Origin of the sequence: Agrococcus pavilionensis RW1 (assembly GCF_000400485.1) — a bacterium.
GTDB classification, from domain to species: Bacteria; Actinomycetota; Actinomycetes; order Actinomycetales; family Microbacteriaceae; genus Agrococcus; species Agrococcus pavilionensis.
The window spans coordinates 32234-46910 of record NZ_ASHR01000032.1 but is presented as its reverse complement, the minus strand read 5'-3'; the positions used below and the strand labels follow the sequence as shown (position 1 = coordinate 46910).

The following is a 14677-nucleotide window of genomic DNA, read 5'->3' as shown; positions in this document are numbered from 1 at the left end:
CGACCCTACCGAGTCGCCGCCGGCTCGATGAGCGAGGGGCCCTCCTCGCGCACGCTCCCGACGCGTCGGTCCACCTCGTGCATCGCGAGCGACTCGGCGACCGCGCCCGCCTCGGCGACGACGGCCTCGAGCGCGGCCTCGCCGTCCTCCTCGGGGTCGAGCCACGCATCCCGCATCTCGGGGGAGACGACGACCGGCATGCGCTCGTGGATGTCGGCGAGCGCGCCCGACGCGGCCGTCGTGAGGATCGTGGTCGAGAGCAGCCACGTGCCATCGGGCTGCTTCCACCAGGCGTAGAGGCCCGCGAAGCTCAAGGGGTGGTCGTCGTGGATGTAGAACGGCGTCTTCGACTCGCCGCGCTTCTGCCACTCGAACCAGCCGTCGGCCGGCACGAGCGCGCGACGCTCGCGGACGGCGTCGCGGAACATCGGCTTCGAGGCCGCGGTCTCGGCGCGGGCGTTGAACGCGCGCGTGCCGACCGAGATGTCGTCGGCCCACGCCGGCACGAGTCCCCAGCGGGCCGGCTCGAGGCGGCGGATGGGCGGCGAGTCGTCGCGCGGGGACGGCTCGACCACGATCGGCACGGTCGTCGTCGGCGGGATGTTCCAGTTCGCCGCGGGGATCTCGCCCTGCTCGTCGATCTCGAACAGCGCCACGAGGTCGCTCGCGGGCGTGGCCATGACGTAGCGTCCGCACATGCCGAACATGATCGCACCGCTCGGAGCGGACGTGCGTCATCATTGGCCCATGAACGATCGTCAGGCCAGCGGCTCCTCCGTCACGGTCCGCCACGAGCCGGTGCAGGCACGCGCCGCGCTCCGCATCGAGGCGCTCCTCGACGCCGCGGCCGCGGTCGTCGTCGACCACGGCATCGAGCACCTCACGACCGCGCTCGTCGCCGAGCGCGCGGGCGCCTCGATCGGCACCGTCTACCGCTACTTCCCCGACCGGGTCGCGGTGCTCGTGGCGCTCGCGGAGCGCAACCTCGAGCGCATCCGGCTCGCGATCGAGCGCGTGCTGCTCGCCGAGCACCCCTCGCTCATGGCGACGATCGAGGCGGTCGTCGACGCGATGGTCGAGACCTTCCGCACGGTGCCCTCGTTCCGCTCGCTGCGCGGCGGCGAGGGGCTCGACCTCGGGCCGACGGAGCGGCCGCCGGTCGCGCCGACCTTCGTCGACGACATGGCCGCCCACTTGCGCGAGCGCTGGGAGATCGAGCTCGACGACGAGCAGCGGGAGGCGCTCGAGCTCGCGATCGGCGCGCTCGACGCGCTCGTGACCTACGCGTTCCTGCACGACCCCGACGGCGACCCGCGCTACCTGCAGCTCGGGGTGCAGGTCATGCGCGAGCGCATCGTCGCGGCGCTTCCGCAGCTCGCCGAGGGCGCGTAGCGCTCAGCGCTCCTCGCCGGAGCGCTCCTGGGCCGAGCGCTCCCGGGCCGATCGCTCCTCCTCTGAGCGCTCCTCCTCGTCGTCCTCGCGCATGTGCCGCGCCTCGAGTCGCGAGACGAGCTGCTTGACGCCCCAGACGGCGAGCACGAACGCGACGATCACGGCGACGAGCACGTAGCCCGCGCCGTGCAGCTCGTCGGCGAGCTCGCGGTAGCTGCCGCCGGCCGCCCAGCCCGCGCTCGCGTAGGCCGTCGCCCACAGCATGCACGCGGGGAGGGTCCAGGCGAGGAACCGCCGGTAGGGCATGGGGGAGGCGCCGACGATGAGCGGGACGAGCGAGTGCGCGACGGGGAGGAAGCGCGAGAGGAAGATGGCGATGCCGCCGCGCCGCGCGAGGTAGCGCTCGGTGCGGCGCCAGCGCTTCGACGCCGCCGGCCAGCGGCGCGCGAGCCAGCGATCGATCCGCGGGCCGAGCCAGCGGCCGATCGCGAAGCCGATCGACTCGCCCGCGATCGCGCCGAGCACCGTCGCGGCGATGAGCGCGAGCCACCACGGCCACTCCTCGACCGCGAGGGCGGCGATGATGACGACGGTGTCGCCCGGCACGAGCAGCCCGAGCAGCACGCTCGTCTCGAGCGCCATCGCGATGAACGCCAGCAGGGTGCGCAGCCACGGGTCGATCGATCCGACGGTCTCCAGCACGACGTCGATGACGTCATCGATCACGAGCGGGCCGCCGTCGCCGGGATGCGGAGGGCGTCGAGGCGCGCGCGCCACGCGTCGACGCGGGAGGGGGTCGCGAGCTCCGGGCCGCCGTGCCACGACGTGACGCCGCGGATGCCGCGGAGCGCGTTCGCGAGCCACACCTCGGCGCCCTCGAGCTCGTCGGGGCGGGCGGCGACCTGGCGCAGCTCGATGCCGTCGAGGCGGGCGAGCTCGGCGATCACGGCGGCGGTCACCGAGGCCATGTGGGGGATGCGCGGGGCCGGCACGTGCAGGACTCCGCCCTGCCACCACAGGAGCGCCGACCGCGAGCCCTCGGCGACGACGCCGTCCGAGCACAGGACCGGCTCGACCTCGCGCCCGGCCCTCGCCGACTCGTCCTCCAGGAGCGCCTGGAGCGCCTCGAGGTCGGGACCCTTCCGCAGCGGCGCGCGCCGCGGGTCGCGCGCGGCCGTGACGACCTCGACGCGCTCGCTCGGCGCGGGGGCCGGGCGCATCCGCAGCCGGATGCCCGCCGGGGTGAGGTCGACGCGCGGCGACCAGCGGCCCTCGCCCGGCGCGAGCTCGACGGCGCTCCTGACGGCCGCCATCGCGTCGAGGCGATCCCCGCCGACCTCCGCCACCGCATCCGCGAAGCGCAGCTGGTGCCGCTGCCACGCGAGCACGCGGCCGTCGGCGACGAGCCACGAGTCCGCGGCGATCGTCGCCCCGACCGGCTCGTCGACGGGCGCGAAGCCGCCCGCCGACCACGCGCGGACGGGCTGCTCGGCGCTCATAGGATGCACCCTATGCCAGCGACCTCTGCGCACTTGCTGCCGCACCTCGGCGCTCGTTGGTCGCTCCCCGTCGACGTCACGCCCGAGTCGGCCTTCGCGGCGCTCGAGGCCGCCGGCGGCGACGTCGTGTGGCTCGACTCCTCCTCGAGCGGCGACCACGTCATCGGCACGGGCTGGCACGTGCTGCTCGTCGAGGATGGTCGCGCGACGCTCGACGGCCGCCTGGTGGACGGCGACGCGCTCGAGGCGCTCGAGGCCGCGCGCGCCGCGACGCCCGGCGCGTGGGTCGGCTGGCTCGGGTTCGAGGCCGGTGTGCGGATGCTCGGGCTGCAGCCCCCGGCCGGGCGCTTCCCCGAGGCGGCCTGGCTGCTGCTCGACCGGTGGATCGTCGTCTCGGGCGGCGAGGCGCAGCTGCAGTCGCGCGACGGCGAGCCGTGGGCGATCCCGGCGATGCCCGCGCCGCGCGTGCCCTCGAGCGCGCGCATCGACCCGTCGAGCCTCCGCTGGCGCGACGACGACGCCGGCTACGCCGCGAAGGTCGAGCGCTGCCGCGAGCACATCCGCGACGGCGACTCGTACGTGCTGTGCCTCACGACCGCGATCGAGGCGCCGCCGCTCGACATGGTCGCGACGCACGCGCGGCTGCGGGCCGCGAGCCCCGTGCACCACGGCGGGCTGCTGCGCATCGGCGGCGTCACCGTCTCGAGCGCGAGCCCCGAGACCTTCCTGCGCGTCGAGGGCGGCGTCGCGACCACTCGCCCCATCAAGGGCACGCGCCGCCGCGGCGCCGACGACGACGCCGCGCTCGCGCGCGAGCTCTTCGAGAGCGAGAAGGAGCGCGCCGAGAACGTCATGATCGTCGACCTGTGCCGCAACGACCTGCAGCGCGTCTCCGAGCCCGGTTCGGTCGAGGTCGCGGGGCTGCTCGCGGTCGAGACCTACCCGACGGTGCACCAGCTCGTCTCGACCGTGCGGTCGCGGCTGCTGCCGGGCCTCGGCCCGCTCGACGCGGTGCGCGCGCTCTTCCCGGCGGGCTCGATGACGGGCGCGCCCAAGCGCCGCACGGTCGAGCTGCTGCAGGGCCTCGAGGGCGCGCCGCGGGGCGTGTACAGCGGATGCTTCGGGGTCGTCGCGGGGGAGTCGTGCCAGCTCGCGATGGTCATCCGGTCGGTCGTCGCCGACGCAGACGGCGCGCACATCGGCGTCGGCGGGGGAGTGACCGCGCTCTCCGAGCCGGCGTTCGAGGTCGATGAGCTGCACGTGAAGGCGGCGGCGATGCTCGCGTCACTCGTCCCCGCGTGACGATCGCGCGCCCGCGGCTCAGCTGCGCTCGCTCGCCGCGCGCTCCTCGGCCATGCGCGCGACGCGCTCGAGCCGCGACTCCCACTGCCGCCCGATCGCATCGAGCCGGTCGGCGAGCGCGCTGAGGCTCGCGCCGATCGCGCGGTGCCGCACCGAGCGGCCCTCGCGCGCCGACTCGACGAGGCCCGCCGCCTCGAGCACCGCGAGGTGCTTCGCGATCGCCTGCCGGGAGACGGGCAGCTCCACGGCGAGCTCGCTCGCGGATCGCGCGCGGCTGCCGAGCAGCTCGAGGATCGCCCAGCGCGTGTCGTCGGCGAGCGCGGCGAGCTGCTGCGTGGGCGCGGGGGCGGATCCGCTCACCGCGCCGCCTCGAGCACGTGCCGCCGCAGCCCGTCGAGCACCATCTCCCACCCGCCGGCGTTGCCGCGCATCCGGTCGTCGCGCACGTCGCCGGGCACGCGCATCCACCCCGACTCGACGACCGTGACGCGCGTGCCGTCGCCGAGCGGCTCGAGGTCGAAGCGCACGTCGCACGCGGTCGGGCCGGGCTCGGCCTCGCCGATCTCGCCCCAGCGGAACGCGAAGGCGCGCTCGGGCCGCAGCATGCGGATCGCGACGGGCCACCGCTCGCCCTCGTGCTCGAAGGTGCCGGTGATGCCCTCGCGGAGGCCGCCGGGGAAGACGGCGGGATGCCCCCACCAGGCCTCGATCGAGGCGGGGTCGGTGAGGTGGCGCCACACGAGCGCGACGGGGGCGGCGACGTCGAGCGAGCGCGTGATCGTGCCTGCGAGCGGGTCGATGGCGGCGGGCGTCCAGCGGCGCGCGACGAGCGCGATGAGCTCGTCGAGCTCGGAGGTCCAGCCCTCGCGGTTGTCCTCGAGCGCCGCGCGCACGGCGACCTCGTCGCCGAGCCGCTCGAAGCCGGTCTCGACCACGGTGACGCGCGTGCCGCCGCCGACGCGCTCGAGGGTGAAGGTCGCGAGCGTGCTGTGCTCGTCGCGGAGCGGCTCGCCGCGCCGGCCCCAGCGGAACGCCCAGACGTGCGGCGCCTCGGCGCGCTCGATGCGGGCGGGGAACTCGCCGGCGTCGCTCCAGCCGAAGGAGCCGGTGGCGCCCTCGCCGGTGCCGTCGGGGAACGTCGCGGTGTCGCCGAACCAGTCGGCGAGGGAAGCGGGGTCGGTCAAGCACTCCCACACGACCTCGATCGGCGCGCGGACGGCGATCGTGCGCGTCACGCGCGCGCCCGGCTCGTCGATCGCGGCCTGCGCGTCGTGCCGGTGCTCGGCAGGGTCCGTGTGCGGCATGCTTCCTCCTGCAATCGGCTGGTTGCAGGTCAAGATAACCCGGCGAGGGGCGAAGTGCAACCCTTGGGTTGCGTCAGCTGCTCGCCGACTCCAGGTGCTCCGCGAGATCCACGAGCTCGTCGAGCTCGACCGTCCAGCCGGCGGCGAGCGCGCGCAGCGACTCCCGCTTCGACGCGTCGTCGCCCTCGAGCGGGAATCCCGACTCGACGAGGTGCACCTGCGTCTGGCCGTCGACGTCGCGGAGCGTCATCTCGACCGTCGACGCCTTGTCCGAGAGGATGCCCTCGGCCCAGTCGAAGACGAAGCGCGAGCCGGGCTCGAGCTCGCGGATGCGCGCGGCGAGCACGACTTCACCCGTCCAGGCGAAGCGGCCGGTCGCTCCGGCGACGACGCCGTCGGGGAACGCGGCGATGTCGCCGAGCCAGCGCGCGAGCAGCTCGGGCTCGGTCAGGCAGCGCCACACCGTGCCGCGGTCCGCGTCGACGGCGACGATGCGCGTCACGCGCACGCCTGGCACATCGACCGTCGCGGGCGGGTTCTCGAACTCCGGCACCGTTGGGCCTCCCTCCGGCTGCCCCGATTGTGCCACGCGGCGCCGCCGCACGAGCGCCCGTAGACTGGGAAGCCGTCGTGCCGACTCCGGCCGACGACATCCAGGAGCCCATGTGACCGACGAGACCTACGACTTCGCCCGCATCCAGCAGCGATGGCTGCCGGTGTGGGACGAGCTGCGCCCCTTCGCGACCGACGACGAGACCGACACCCGGCCGCGCAAGTACGTGCTCGACATGTTCCCCTACCCGTCGGGCGACCTCCACATGGGGCACGCCGAGTCGTACGCGTACGGCGACGTGCTCGCGCGCTACTGGCGCCAGCAGGGCTTCAACGTGCTCCACCCGATCGGCTGGGACTCGTTCGGCCTGCCGGCCGAGAACGCCGCGATCAAGCGCGGCGCCGACCCGAAGGAGTGGACCGAGGCCAACATCGAGCAGCACAAGCGCTCGATGCGGCTCTACGCGACCGCGTTCGACTGGGACCGCATCCTCCACACCTCCGACCCCTCGTACTACAAGTGGAACCAGTGGCTGTTCCTCGAGATGTACAAGGCCGGGCTCGCCTACCGGAAGCCGTCGAACGTCAACTGGTGCCCGAAGGACCAGACCGTGCTCGCGAACGAGCAGGTCATCGGCGGGCTGTGCGAGCGGTGCGACACCCCGGTCGTCAAGAAGAAGCTCACCCAGTGGTACTTCAAGATCACCGACTACGCCGACCGGCTGCTCGATGACCTCAACCAGCTCGAGGGCCGCTGGCCCGAGAAGGTGCTGCGCATGCAGCGCAACTGGATCGGCCGCTCCGAGGGCGCCGAGGTCGAGTTCGAGATCGAGGGCCACCACTCGCGCGTGCCCGTCTTCACGACGCGCCCCGACACGCTCTACGGCGCGACGTTCATGGTCGTCGCGCCCGACTCCGACCTCGCCGCCGAGCTCGCCGCGGGCGCCAGCCCCGAGGTGCGGATGCGGTTCCAGGACTACCTGGAGTCGGTCGGGCGGATGACGGAGATCGACCGGCAGAGCACCGAGCGCCCGAAGACGGGCGTCGACCTCGGCCGCTTCGCGATCCACCCGCTCACGGGGGAGCGGATGCCCGTGTGGGCCGCCGACTACGTGCTCGCCGACTACGGCCACGGCGCCGTCATGGCGGTGCCGGCCCACGACCAGCGCGACCTCGACTTCGCCCGCGCGTTCGACCTGCCGATCAAGGTCGTCGTCGACACGCTCGCGCCCGTCACGGGCGTCATGCCGACGATCCCGCTCGACGAGCACGGCAACGCGGTGCTGCCCGAGGACCTCCCTCCGCTCGACCCGGCCTCGACCGGCGTCGCGCTGCCCGGCGAGGGCCGCATGATCAACTCCGGCGAGCTCGACGGCCTCTCGAAGCAGCACGCGATCGGCCGCATGATCCAGCTGCTCGAGCGCAAGGGCGTCGGCCGCGCGGCGAAGTCGTTCCGGCTGCGCGACTGGCTCGTGAGCCGCCAGCGCTACTGGGGCACGCCCATCCCCATCATCCACACGGCCGACGGGCAGGAGGTGCCGGTGCCGTACGAGCAGCTGCCCGTCACGCTGCCCGACTCGCACGGCCTCGACCTGTCGCCGAAGGGCTCGAGCCCGCTCGGCGCCGCCGAGGACTGGGTCAATGTGCCCTCGCCGATCGACGGCACCCCCGCGCGCCGCGATGCCGACACGATGGACACGTTCGTCGACTCCTCCTGGTACTACCTGCGGTTCCTGAGCCCGAACGACGACACCCAGCCGTTCGACAAGGAGCAGGTCGAGCGCTGGGCGCCCGTCGACCGCTACGTCGGCGGCGTCGAGCACGCGATCCTGCACCTGCTCTACGCGCGCTTCATCACGAAGGTGCTCTTCGACATGGGCCACGTGCCCTTCACCGAGCCCTTCGAGTCGCTGCTCAACCAGGGCATGGTGATCCTCGACGGCGGCAAGATGTCGAAGTCGAAGGGCAACCTCGTCGAGCTCTCGGACGAGCTCGAGAAGCACGGCGTCGACGCGGTGCGGCTCGCGATGAGCTTCGCCGGCCCGCCCGAGGATGACATCGACTGGCGCGACGTGAGCCCCGCGGGCGCGCAGAAGTTCCTCGCGCGAGCGTGGCGGCTCTCGAAGGAGCCGCTTGCGAAGCGCGGCACCGACCCCAAGGGCGGCGACCGGGGGCTGCGGCGCGAGACGCACCGGTTCCTGGCGGATGCGCCGGGTCTCGTCGAGTCGCTCAAGTTCAACGTCGTCGTCGCTCGCCTCATGGAGCTCACGAACGCGACGCGCAAGACCGTCGACTCCGGCGCCGGCGCGGCCGACCCCGCGGTGCGCGAGGCGGTCGAGACGATCGCGCTCGGCCTGTCGCTGTTCGCGCCGTACACGGCGGAGGACATGTGGGCGAACCTCGGCCACGAGCCCTCGGTCGCGAACGCGGGATGGCGCGAGCCCGACCGCTCGCTGCTCGTCGAGCAGTCGACGACGGCGATCGTGCAGGTGAACGGCAAGGTGCGCGACCGGGTCGAGGTGCCCGTCGACATCGCCGACGCCGAGCTCGAGCGCCGCGCGCGGGAGCTGCCGGGTGTCGCGCGCTCGATCGGCGACGGGGTCGTGCGGCACGTCGTCGTGCGGGCGCCGAAGCTCGTGAACTTCGTCGTCGGCTGACCCGACCGGCCGCTGGCTGAGCCGGTCCGCGCGCGCAGCGCGCTGACCGTGTCGAAGCCGCGCTGATCCACAGACGCTCCCTGCCCCGGCACCAGCGCCGACGCATCCGCCCTACCGTTCCCGGATGGCCGGGACGGATGCGCGCTGGCGGCTGGGCGCGGGGGCCGCTGTGCTGCTCGTGCTCGGTGCCGTCGCCGGGGGCGTCGCGCAGCGCATGATGCAGGACGCCGCACCCGCGACGATCGTCGCGGAGCCGGTCGCGACCGCCGCCTCGGATCTCGTCGTCGACGTGCAGGGCGCGGTCGCTCGGCCGGGGGTCTATCGGCTGCCGAGCGGCTCGCGCGTGCTCGACGCGCTCGCGCGAGCCGGCGGCACGAGCGCCGAAGCGGCGCCAGGCGCGCTGAACCTCGCGAGGCCGGTCGTCGACGGCGAGCAGCTCATCGTGCCGACCGCCGAGGAGGCGGCCGCCGCGCCGCCGCCCGGCGCGCCCGGCAGCGGCGTCGGTGCCGACGGGCTCGTGTCGCTCAATCGCGCCGACCAGGCGGCGCTCGAGTCGCTGCCGCGCGTCGGCCCCTCGCTCGCGCTCGCGATCATCGCCCACCGCGACGAGCACGGGCCCTTCACCGACCTCGCGCAGCTCGACGACGTGCCCGGCATCGGGCCTGCGCTGCTCGCGACGCTCACGCCGCTCGTGACGCTCTGATGCGCGATCTGCGCCTCGCCCTGCCGGTCGCGATCGCGTGGGCAGCTCTCGCGGCGCTCAGCCCACACCCGGCGGTGCTCGGGCCCGGGGCGATCGCGAGCGGCGCGAGCGCTGCTGCTGGCCTGCTGCTCGCCCACCTCGTCGCGCGTCGAGGCGAGCGGCCAGCTGCGCTGCTGCGGACGGTCGCGGTCGGCGCGGCGCTCGCGTGCCCGCTGCTGCTCGGCGCCGACGCGGCGGGCTCGAGCGCCCTCGACCGCTGCGATGCGCTCGGCCTGCTCCTGCTCGGCGAGACGGCGCCGACCGAGGTCGTCGTCACCGGGTGCGACGGCGCCGGCACGGCGCGCAGCGCGATGCTGCTGCGCGCGCCCGACGCGCCGCTCGCGATCGGCGCGACCGCGATCGGCCGCTGCGACGCGTGGCTCGACGGCTCGCGCTGGCTGATGGTGTGCGACGGGCTCGAGGTCGGCGAGCCGGCCGGCTGGGCGTCGTGGGCAGGGACGCTGCGCGACGGGCTGCTCGCCTCGTCCGCGCAGCTGCCCGGCATGGGCGGCGAGCTGCTGCCGGGACTCACGATCGGCGACGAGCGACGCGTGAGCGCGACGCTGCGGACGGCGATGCTCGATTCCGGCCTCAGCCACCTGACGGCGGTCTCGGGCGCGAACTGCGTCATCGTCGTCGGCGCCGCGTTCCAGCTCGCCGCTGCGATGGGTGCTCGACGGAGGGTCCGCGTCGCGGTTGCGGCTGCCGCGCTCGGCGGCTTCGTCGTGCTCGTCACGCCCGAGCCGTCGGTCGTGCGAGCCGGGGCGATGGCGGCGATCGCGCTCGTCGGCATCGTGACCGGCCGGCGCGCGGGCGCCGTCGCGCTCCTCTCTCTCGCCGTGCTGCTCGTGCTCGCGGCGCAGCCGCACCTCGCGACGAGCCCGGGCTTCGCGCTCTCGGCGTTCGCGACGTGCGGGCTCATCGTGCACGGGCGCCCGATCGCCGAGGTGCTCTCCCGCGCGCTGCCGATGCCCATCGCGGCACTCGTCGCGGTACCGCTCGCCGCCCAGCTCTGGTGCCTCCCGGTGCTCGTCGGGCTCGACGCGAGCGTGAGCGCCGTCTCGGTGCTCGCCAACCTGCTTGCCGGACCGGCGGCACCGATCGTCACGGTCGTCGGTCTCGCGGCATGCCTCGCGTCGCCGCTCGCGCCCGCTGTCGCAGCCGGTCTCGCGTGGATCGCGTGGCTGCCGGCCGCCTGGATCGCGCAGGTCGCGATGGTCGCGCAGCAGCTGCCAGCCGCGCAAGTGCCGTGGCCGGTCGCGCCCTGGGGCGCGCTCACGGCATCCGCCATGCTCGCCGCAGTGCTCGTGGGCCAGGCCCGCGGCCGAATCGCCCGCGGCGTCGCGATCGCCGGCGTGCTCGGGCTCGTCGCGGCCGGCACCGCCGCGTGGCCGAGCGTGCGGCTCGGCACGCTCGCCGACTGGAGCATCGCGCAGTGCGACGTGGGGCAGGGGAGCGCGACGCTCATGCGCCACGGCGCGGCGACGGTGCTCGTCGACGCCGGCGCCGAGCCGTCGCGCATCGACGGCTGCCTGACGACGCTCGGCGTGCGGCGCGTCGACCTGCTCGTGCTCACGCACTTCGACGTCGACCACGCGGGCGGCGCGAGCGCGCTGCTCGGACGCGTCGGGCTGCTCGTCCACGGGCCGGTCGACGAGCGCTCCGAGGCGCTCGTCGCCGAGCTCGCCGCGGCCGGCGCCATGACGCACGAGGCCCGCCGCGGCGACGCGTGGGAGCTCGGCGAGCTGCGCATCGAGGCGCTCTGGCCGATCGGCGACGAGGAGCCCGGCAATGACGCGAGCGTCGCCGTCGCGATCGATGCGCCGGACGGAGGCGTCGAGCTGGTCGTGCTCGGCGACCTGGGCGCGCAGGCGCAGTCTCGGCTCTTGCGCGCGGGCGTGCCCGGCGCATCCGTCGTCGTCGTCGCGCATCACGGCTCCGCGGATCAGCTGCCGGCGCTCTATCGCCGCATCGGTGCGGCCGTGGGGCTCGTCGGCGTGGGGGAGAACGACTACGGGCACCCTACGGATGCGTCCCTGCGGCTCGTGCGCGAGGCTGGCGGCCAGCCGCTCCGCACCGATCGGCTGGGGACGATCGCGCTCGCGGTCGACGAGGGCGGCGTCCGCGTGTGGTCGGAGCGTGTCGGCGGCCCGCCGTAGGCTGGGAGCGTGGCAGCGAGCATCCCCAAGATCGGCTGGGAGCAGGTGTCTCCTGCGCCCGTCGTGCTCGTGTTCGGCAAGGAGTCGTTCCTCGCCGACCGAGCGATGCAGCGCCTGCGCGCGCTCCTGCTCATGGAGGATCCCGAGCTCGAGATCCACGACGTCGACGCCGGTCAGTACGTCGACGGCGCGCTCGAGCTCATCGCGAGCCCCTCGCTCTTCGACGAGCCGCGGCTCGTGCGGGTCGAGAACGGCGTGAAGGCGACCGACGCGCTCATCGCCGACGTGCTCCGCTACCTCGCGTCGCCCGTCGACGGCACGACCCTCGTCATCCGCCACGACGGCTCGACGGTGCGCGGCAAGAAGATGCTCGACGCGATCCGCAAGACGCCCGGCGCGATCGAGGTCGTGTGCCAGCCGCTCAAGCGCGACGAGCTCGTCCCGTTCGTGCGCGGCGAGCTGCGGCTGCTCGAGCGCGAGGCGACGCCCGGTGCGATCGCGGCACTCGTGGATGCGTTCCACTCCGACATCGCGGAGCTCGCGAACGCGGTGCGCCAGGTCGCGCTCGACACGCAGGGCGAGGTGACCGAGCAGGTCGTGCGCACCTACTACTCGGGCCGCGTCGAGACGACCGCCTTCGCCGTCGTCGACGCCGTGATCGCCGGCGACGTCGCGACCGCGCTCGTGACGCTGCGGCACGCGATCGCGACCGGCGCCGATCCCGTGCCGATCGTCGCGGCGTTCGCGATGCGCTTCCGGCAGCTCGCCAAGGTCTCTGGCGCGGGCGGCGGCGACTCGCAGGCCGCGCGCCAGCTCGGGATGCAGGACTGGCAGGTGCGGAACGCCCGCAAGGACCTCCGCGGCTACACCGACGCGACGCTGTGCGAGGCGATCGAGGCGATCGCCCACGCCGACCACGCGGTCAAGGGCGCCGAGCGCGATCCGCACTACGCCGTCGAGCGGCTCGTGCGGCAGCTCGCCGCGCGCTCCTGACGGCTACGCCGAACCGCTCCACGGCGCAGGAGCGAGCACCCAGATCGCAACCGCCCGCTCGTCGCCCGCGACGCGCCACGTGTGCGGCTCGCGGCCCGGCAGCGTCAGCGCATCGCCCGCGCCGACGAGCACGGTGCGGTCGGCGAAGCGCACCTCGACCGCGCCCGCGACGACGTGCAGCACCTCGACCTCGCAGCTGATCGTGTAGAGCTCCGAGCCGCCGTGCGCTCCGGGCTCGAGCTCCGAGCGCAGCACCTGCAGCTGCTCCTGCCCGCGCGGCGAGAGCATGCGCTCATCGGCGCCGACGCCCCCGAGGTTGATGCGCGGCGCATCGGCCCACTGCACGAGCTGCACGTCGGGCTCCTCGAAGAGCGCGCCGACCGGGAGCGAGAGCACCTGGCACAGCTGCACGAGCGTCGCGACGCTCGGCGAGGTCTCGTCGCGCTCGAGCCGGCTGAGGAAGCCCTTCGACAGCCCAGAGGTCGCGGCGACCTGGCTGAGCGACATGCCCTGCGCGGTGCGCGCCGACCGCAGCTTCGCGCCGAGGGCGATCGAGCTCTCGTCGGCGTCGGGGTGGATGGGGCGCATCTCGGTCCTCGCTCTTGGTCGCTCGCTCGCCTTGACGGACGCCTCGGGACGGGCGTACGGTGACGACACTAGTTGCACGAAGCGTATCGAAAGTTGTCCAATATGCAACCCACCGAGAATCGTCCCTCTGCGCCGCGCGGACCGATCGACGCGAGCGCGGTGCCGCGCTTCGCCGGCATCGCCACCTTCGCCCGGCTGCCGCGGCTCGACGAGGTCGGGCGCGCGGACATCGCCGTCGCGGGCGTGCCCTTCGACAGCGGCGTGAGCTACCGCCCGGGCGCGCGCTTCGGCCCCTCGCACGTGCGCGAGGCGTCGCGGCTGCTGCGCCCCTACAACCCGGCGCAGGACGTCTTCCCGTTCGGGGCGCAGCAGGTCGCCGACGCCGGCGACATCGTCGCGAACCCCTTCGACCTCGAGGCCGCGGTTGCCGACATCGAGGCGGGCTCGCGCGCCCTGCACGACAGCGCCGACCGCATCGTCGTGATCGGCGGCGACCACACGATCGCGCTGCCGCTGCTGCGCGACATCGCCGCGAAGCACGGGCCGGTCGCGGTGCTGCACTTCGACGCGCACCTCGACACGTGGGACACCTACTTCGGCGCCCCCATCACGCACGGCACGCCGTTCCGCCGCGCGTCGGAGGAGGGCCTCATCGACCTCACCGCGAGCATGCACGTCGGCACCCGCGGCCCGCTCTACGACAAGCAGGACCTCGTCGACGATGAGCGGCTCGGCTTCGCGGTCGTGACGAGCGAGTTCGTCGAGGAGCACGGCGTCGCCGCCGCGATCGAGCGCATGCGCGCCCGCATCGGCGACGCCCCGCTCTACATCTCGATCGACATCGACGTGCTCGACCCGTCGCACGCGCCCGGCACGGGCACGCCCGAGGCGGGGGGCCTCACGAGCCGCGAGCTGCTGCGCATGCTGCGCGCGCTCTCCGACCTGCAGATCGTCGGTGCCGACGTCGTCGAGGTCGCCCCGGCCTACGACCACGCCCAGCTCACCGCGATCGCCGCGAGCCACGTCGTCTACGAGCTGCTGAGCGCGATGGCGCCGGCGGCGGATGCCTCCGGTGACGGCAGTGCCAACGCCTGACGCCGCCGAGGTCGAGGCCGCGGCGGCCTCGATCGTCGACGCCTTCGCCGCCACCGACGGCGAGCGCTACTTCGCGCTCTTCGCTGACGACGCATCCTTCGTCTTCCACACCGAGCCGAGCCGGCTCGACAGCCGCGCGGCGTACGAGCGGCTGTGGAGCACGTGGGTCGAGAGCGGCTGGCGCGTCGTCTCGTGCGCGTCGAGCGAGCGGCTCGTGCAGCCGCTGCCCGGCGGCGCCGTCTTCAGCCACACCGTCGACACGACGGTCGAGACCGGCGAGGGTCGCGAGTCGTACCGCGAGCGCGAGTCGATCGTCTTCGCCGTCGACGGCGACCGCCTGGTCGCCGTGCACGAGCACCTCTCGCCGCTCGCCTGAACCCCAGTCCCGTCCCCA

General features: G+C 74.2%; 15 protein-coding genes. 8 read left to right on the top strand and 7 right to left on the bottom strand.

All coding sequences use genetic code 11. The features are described from left to right. Positions 1-5 precede the first annotated feature (5 nt). A complete protein-coding gene (locus L332_RS26470) occupies positions 6-698 on the bottom strand; it encodes an SOS response-associated peptidase (protein ID WP_031224149.1) in 693 nt (230 codons plus the stop codon). A 49-nt stretch (positions 699-747) separates the two neighbouring features. Between L332_RS26470 and L332_RS26465 the strand changes: the two genes are divergently transcribed. Then, positions 748-1392: a TetR/AcrR family transcriptional regulator gene (locus L332_RS26465; RefSeq protein WP_021011355.1), complete on the top strand. Its 645-nt coding sequence runs from the start codon at positions 748-750 to the stop codon at positions 1390-1392. A gap of 3 nt (positions 1393-1395) precedes the next feature. Here L332_RS26465 and L332_RS26460 read toward each other — a convergent pair whose 3' ends face one another. Together L332_RS26460 and L332_RS26455 are read right to left on the bottom strand one after the other, a co-directional pair. Then, positions 1396-2118 carry a DedA family protein gene (locus L332_RS26460; protein ID WP_321163275.1) on the bottom strand — a complete coding sequence of 241 codons (723 nt, stop codon included), beginning with the start codon at positions 2116-2118 and terminating at the stop codon, positions 1396-1398. Then, positions 2115-2891 carry an aminotransferase class IV gene (locus tag L332_RS26455; RefSeq protein ID WP_021011353.1) on the bottom strand — a complete coding sequence of 259 codons (777 nt, stop codon included), beginning with the start codon at positions 2889-2891 and terminating at the stop codon, positions 2115-2117. Before L332_RS26455 ends, L332_RS26460 begins: the two co-directional genes overlap by 4 nt. Before the next feature lie 12 nt (positions 2892-2903). Between L332_RS26455 and L332_RS26450 the strand changes: the two genes are divergently transcribed. Then, positions 2904-4193 carry an anthranilate synthase component I family protein gene (locus L332_RS26450; protein WP_021011352.1) on the top strand — a complete coding sequence of 430 codons (1290 nt, stop codon included), beginning with the start codon at positions 2904-2906 and terminating at the stop codon, positions 4191-4193. A gap of 18 nt (positions 4194-4211) precedes the next feature. Here L332_RS26450 and L332_RS26445 read toward each other — a convergent pair whose 3' ends face one another. The 3 genes from L332_RS26445 to L332_RS26440 form a co-directional block, all read right to left on the bottom strand. After that, positions 4212-4553: an ArsR/SmtB family transcription factor gene (locus tag L332_RS26445; RefSeq protein WP_021011351.1), complete on the bottom strand. Its 342-nt coding sequence runs from the start codon at positions 4551-4553 to the stop codon at positions 4212-4214. After that, the gene (locus L332_RS30455; RefSeq protein ID WP_021011350.1) at positions 4550-5497 is read right to left on the bottom strand and encodes an SRPBCC domain-containing protein; all 948 of its coding nucleotides are present in this window, start codon (positions 5495-5497) and stop codon (positions 4550-4552) included. The genes L332_RS26445 and L332_RS30455 overlap by 4 nt, the downstream gene beginning before the upstream one ends. Before the next feature lie 73 nt (positions 5498-5570). Then, a complete protein-coding gene (locus L332_RS26440) occupies positions 5571-6050 on the bottom strand; it encodes an SRPBCC family protein (protein WP_021011349.1) in 480 nt (159 codons plus the stop codon). Between the two features lie 112 nt (positions 6051-6162). Between L332_RS26440 and leuS the strand changes: the two genes are divergently transcribed. From leuS to holA, 4 genes are all read left to right on the top strand, one after another. Beyond that, complete coding sequence (gene leuS / locus L332_RS26435) at positions 6163-8706, top strand: leucine--tRNA ligase (RefSeq protein WP_021011348.1); 2544 nt, start codon at positions 6163-6165, stop codon at positions 8704-8706. 124 nt (positions 8707-8830) lie between these two features. After that, on the top strand, positions 8831-9409 hold the full coding sequence (locus L332_RS26430; RefSeq protein WP_021011347.1) for a ComEA family DNA-binding protein: 579 nt from the start codon (positions 8831-8833) through the stop codon (positions 9407-9409). Further along, positions 9409-11607, top strand: a complete 2199-nt coding sequence (locus L332_RS26425; RefSeq protein ID WP_021011346.1) for a ComEC/Rec2 family competence protein — start codon at positions 9409-9411, stop codon at positions 11605-11607. The genes L332_RS26430 and L332_RS26425 overlap by 1 nt, the downstream gene beginning before the upstream one ends. Before the next feature lie 9 nt (positions 11608-11616). Further along, positions 11617-12600: a DNA polymerase III subunit delta gene (holA, locus tag L332_RS26420; protein ID WP_021011345.1), complete on the top strand. Its 984-nt coding sequence runs from the start codon at positions 11617-11619 to the stop codon at positions 12598-12600. A gap of 3 nt (positions 12601-12603) precedes the next feature. Here holA and L332_RS26415 read toward each other — a convergent pair whose 3' ends face one another. Beyond that, the gene (locus L332_RS26415; RefSeq protein ID WP_021011344.1) at positions 12604-13188 is read right to left on the bottom strand and encodes a helix-turn-helix domain-containing protein; all 585 of its coding nucleotides are present in this window, start codon (positions 13186-13188) and stop codon (positions 12604-12606) included. 102 nt (positions 13189-13290) lie between these two features. Between L332_RS26415 and speB the strand changes: the two genes are divergently transcribed. Beyond that, entirely contained in the window at positions 13291-14283 is a 993-nt protein-coding gene (gene speB, locus L332_RS26410) for an agmatinase (protein ID WP_021011343.1), read from the top strand. Next, complete coding sequence (locus L332_RS26405; protein WP_021011342.1) at positions 14261-14659, top strand: nuclear transport factor 2 family protein; 399 nt, start codon at positions 14261-14263, stop codon at positions 14657-14659. Before speB ends, L332_RS26405 begins: the two co-directional genes overlap by 23 nt. Positions 14660-14677 lie beyond the last annotated feature (18 nt).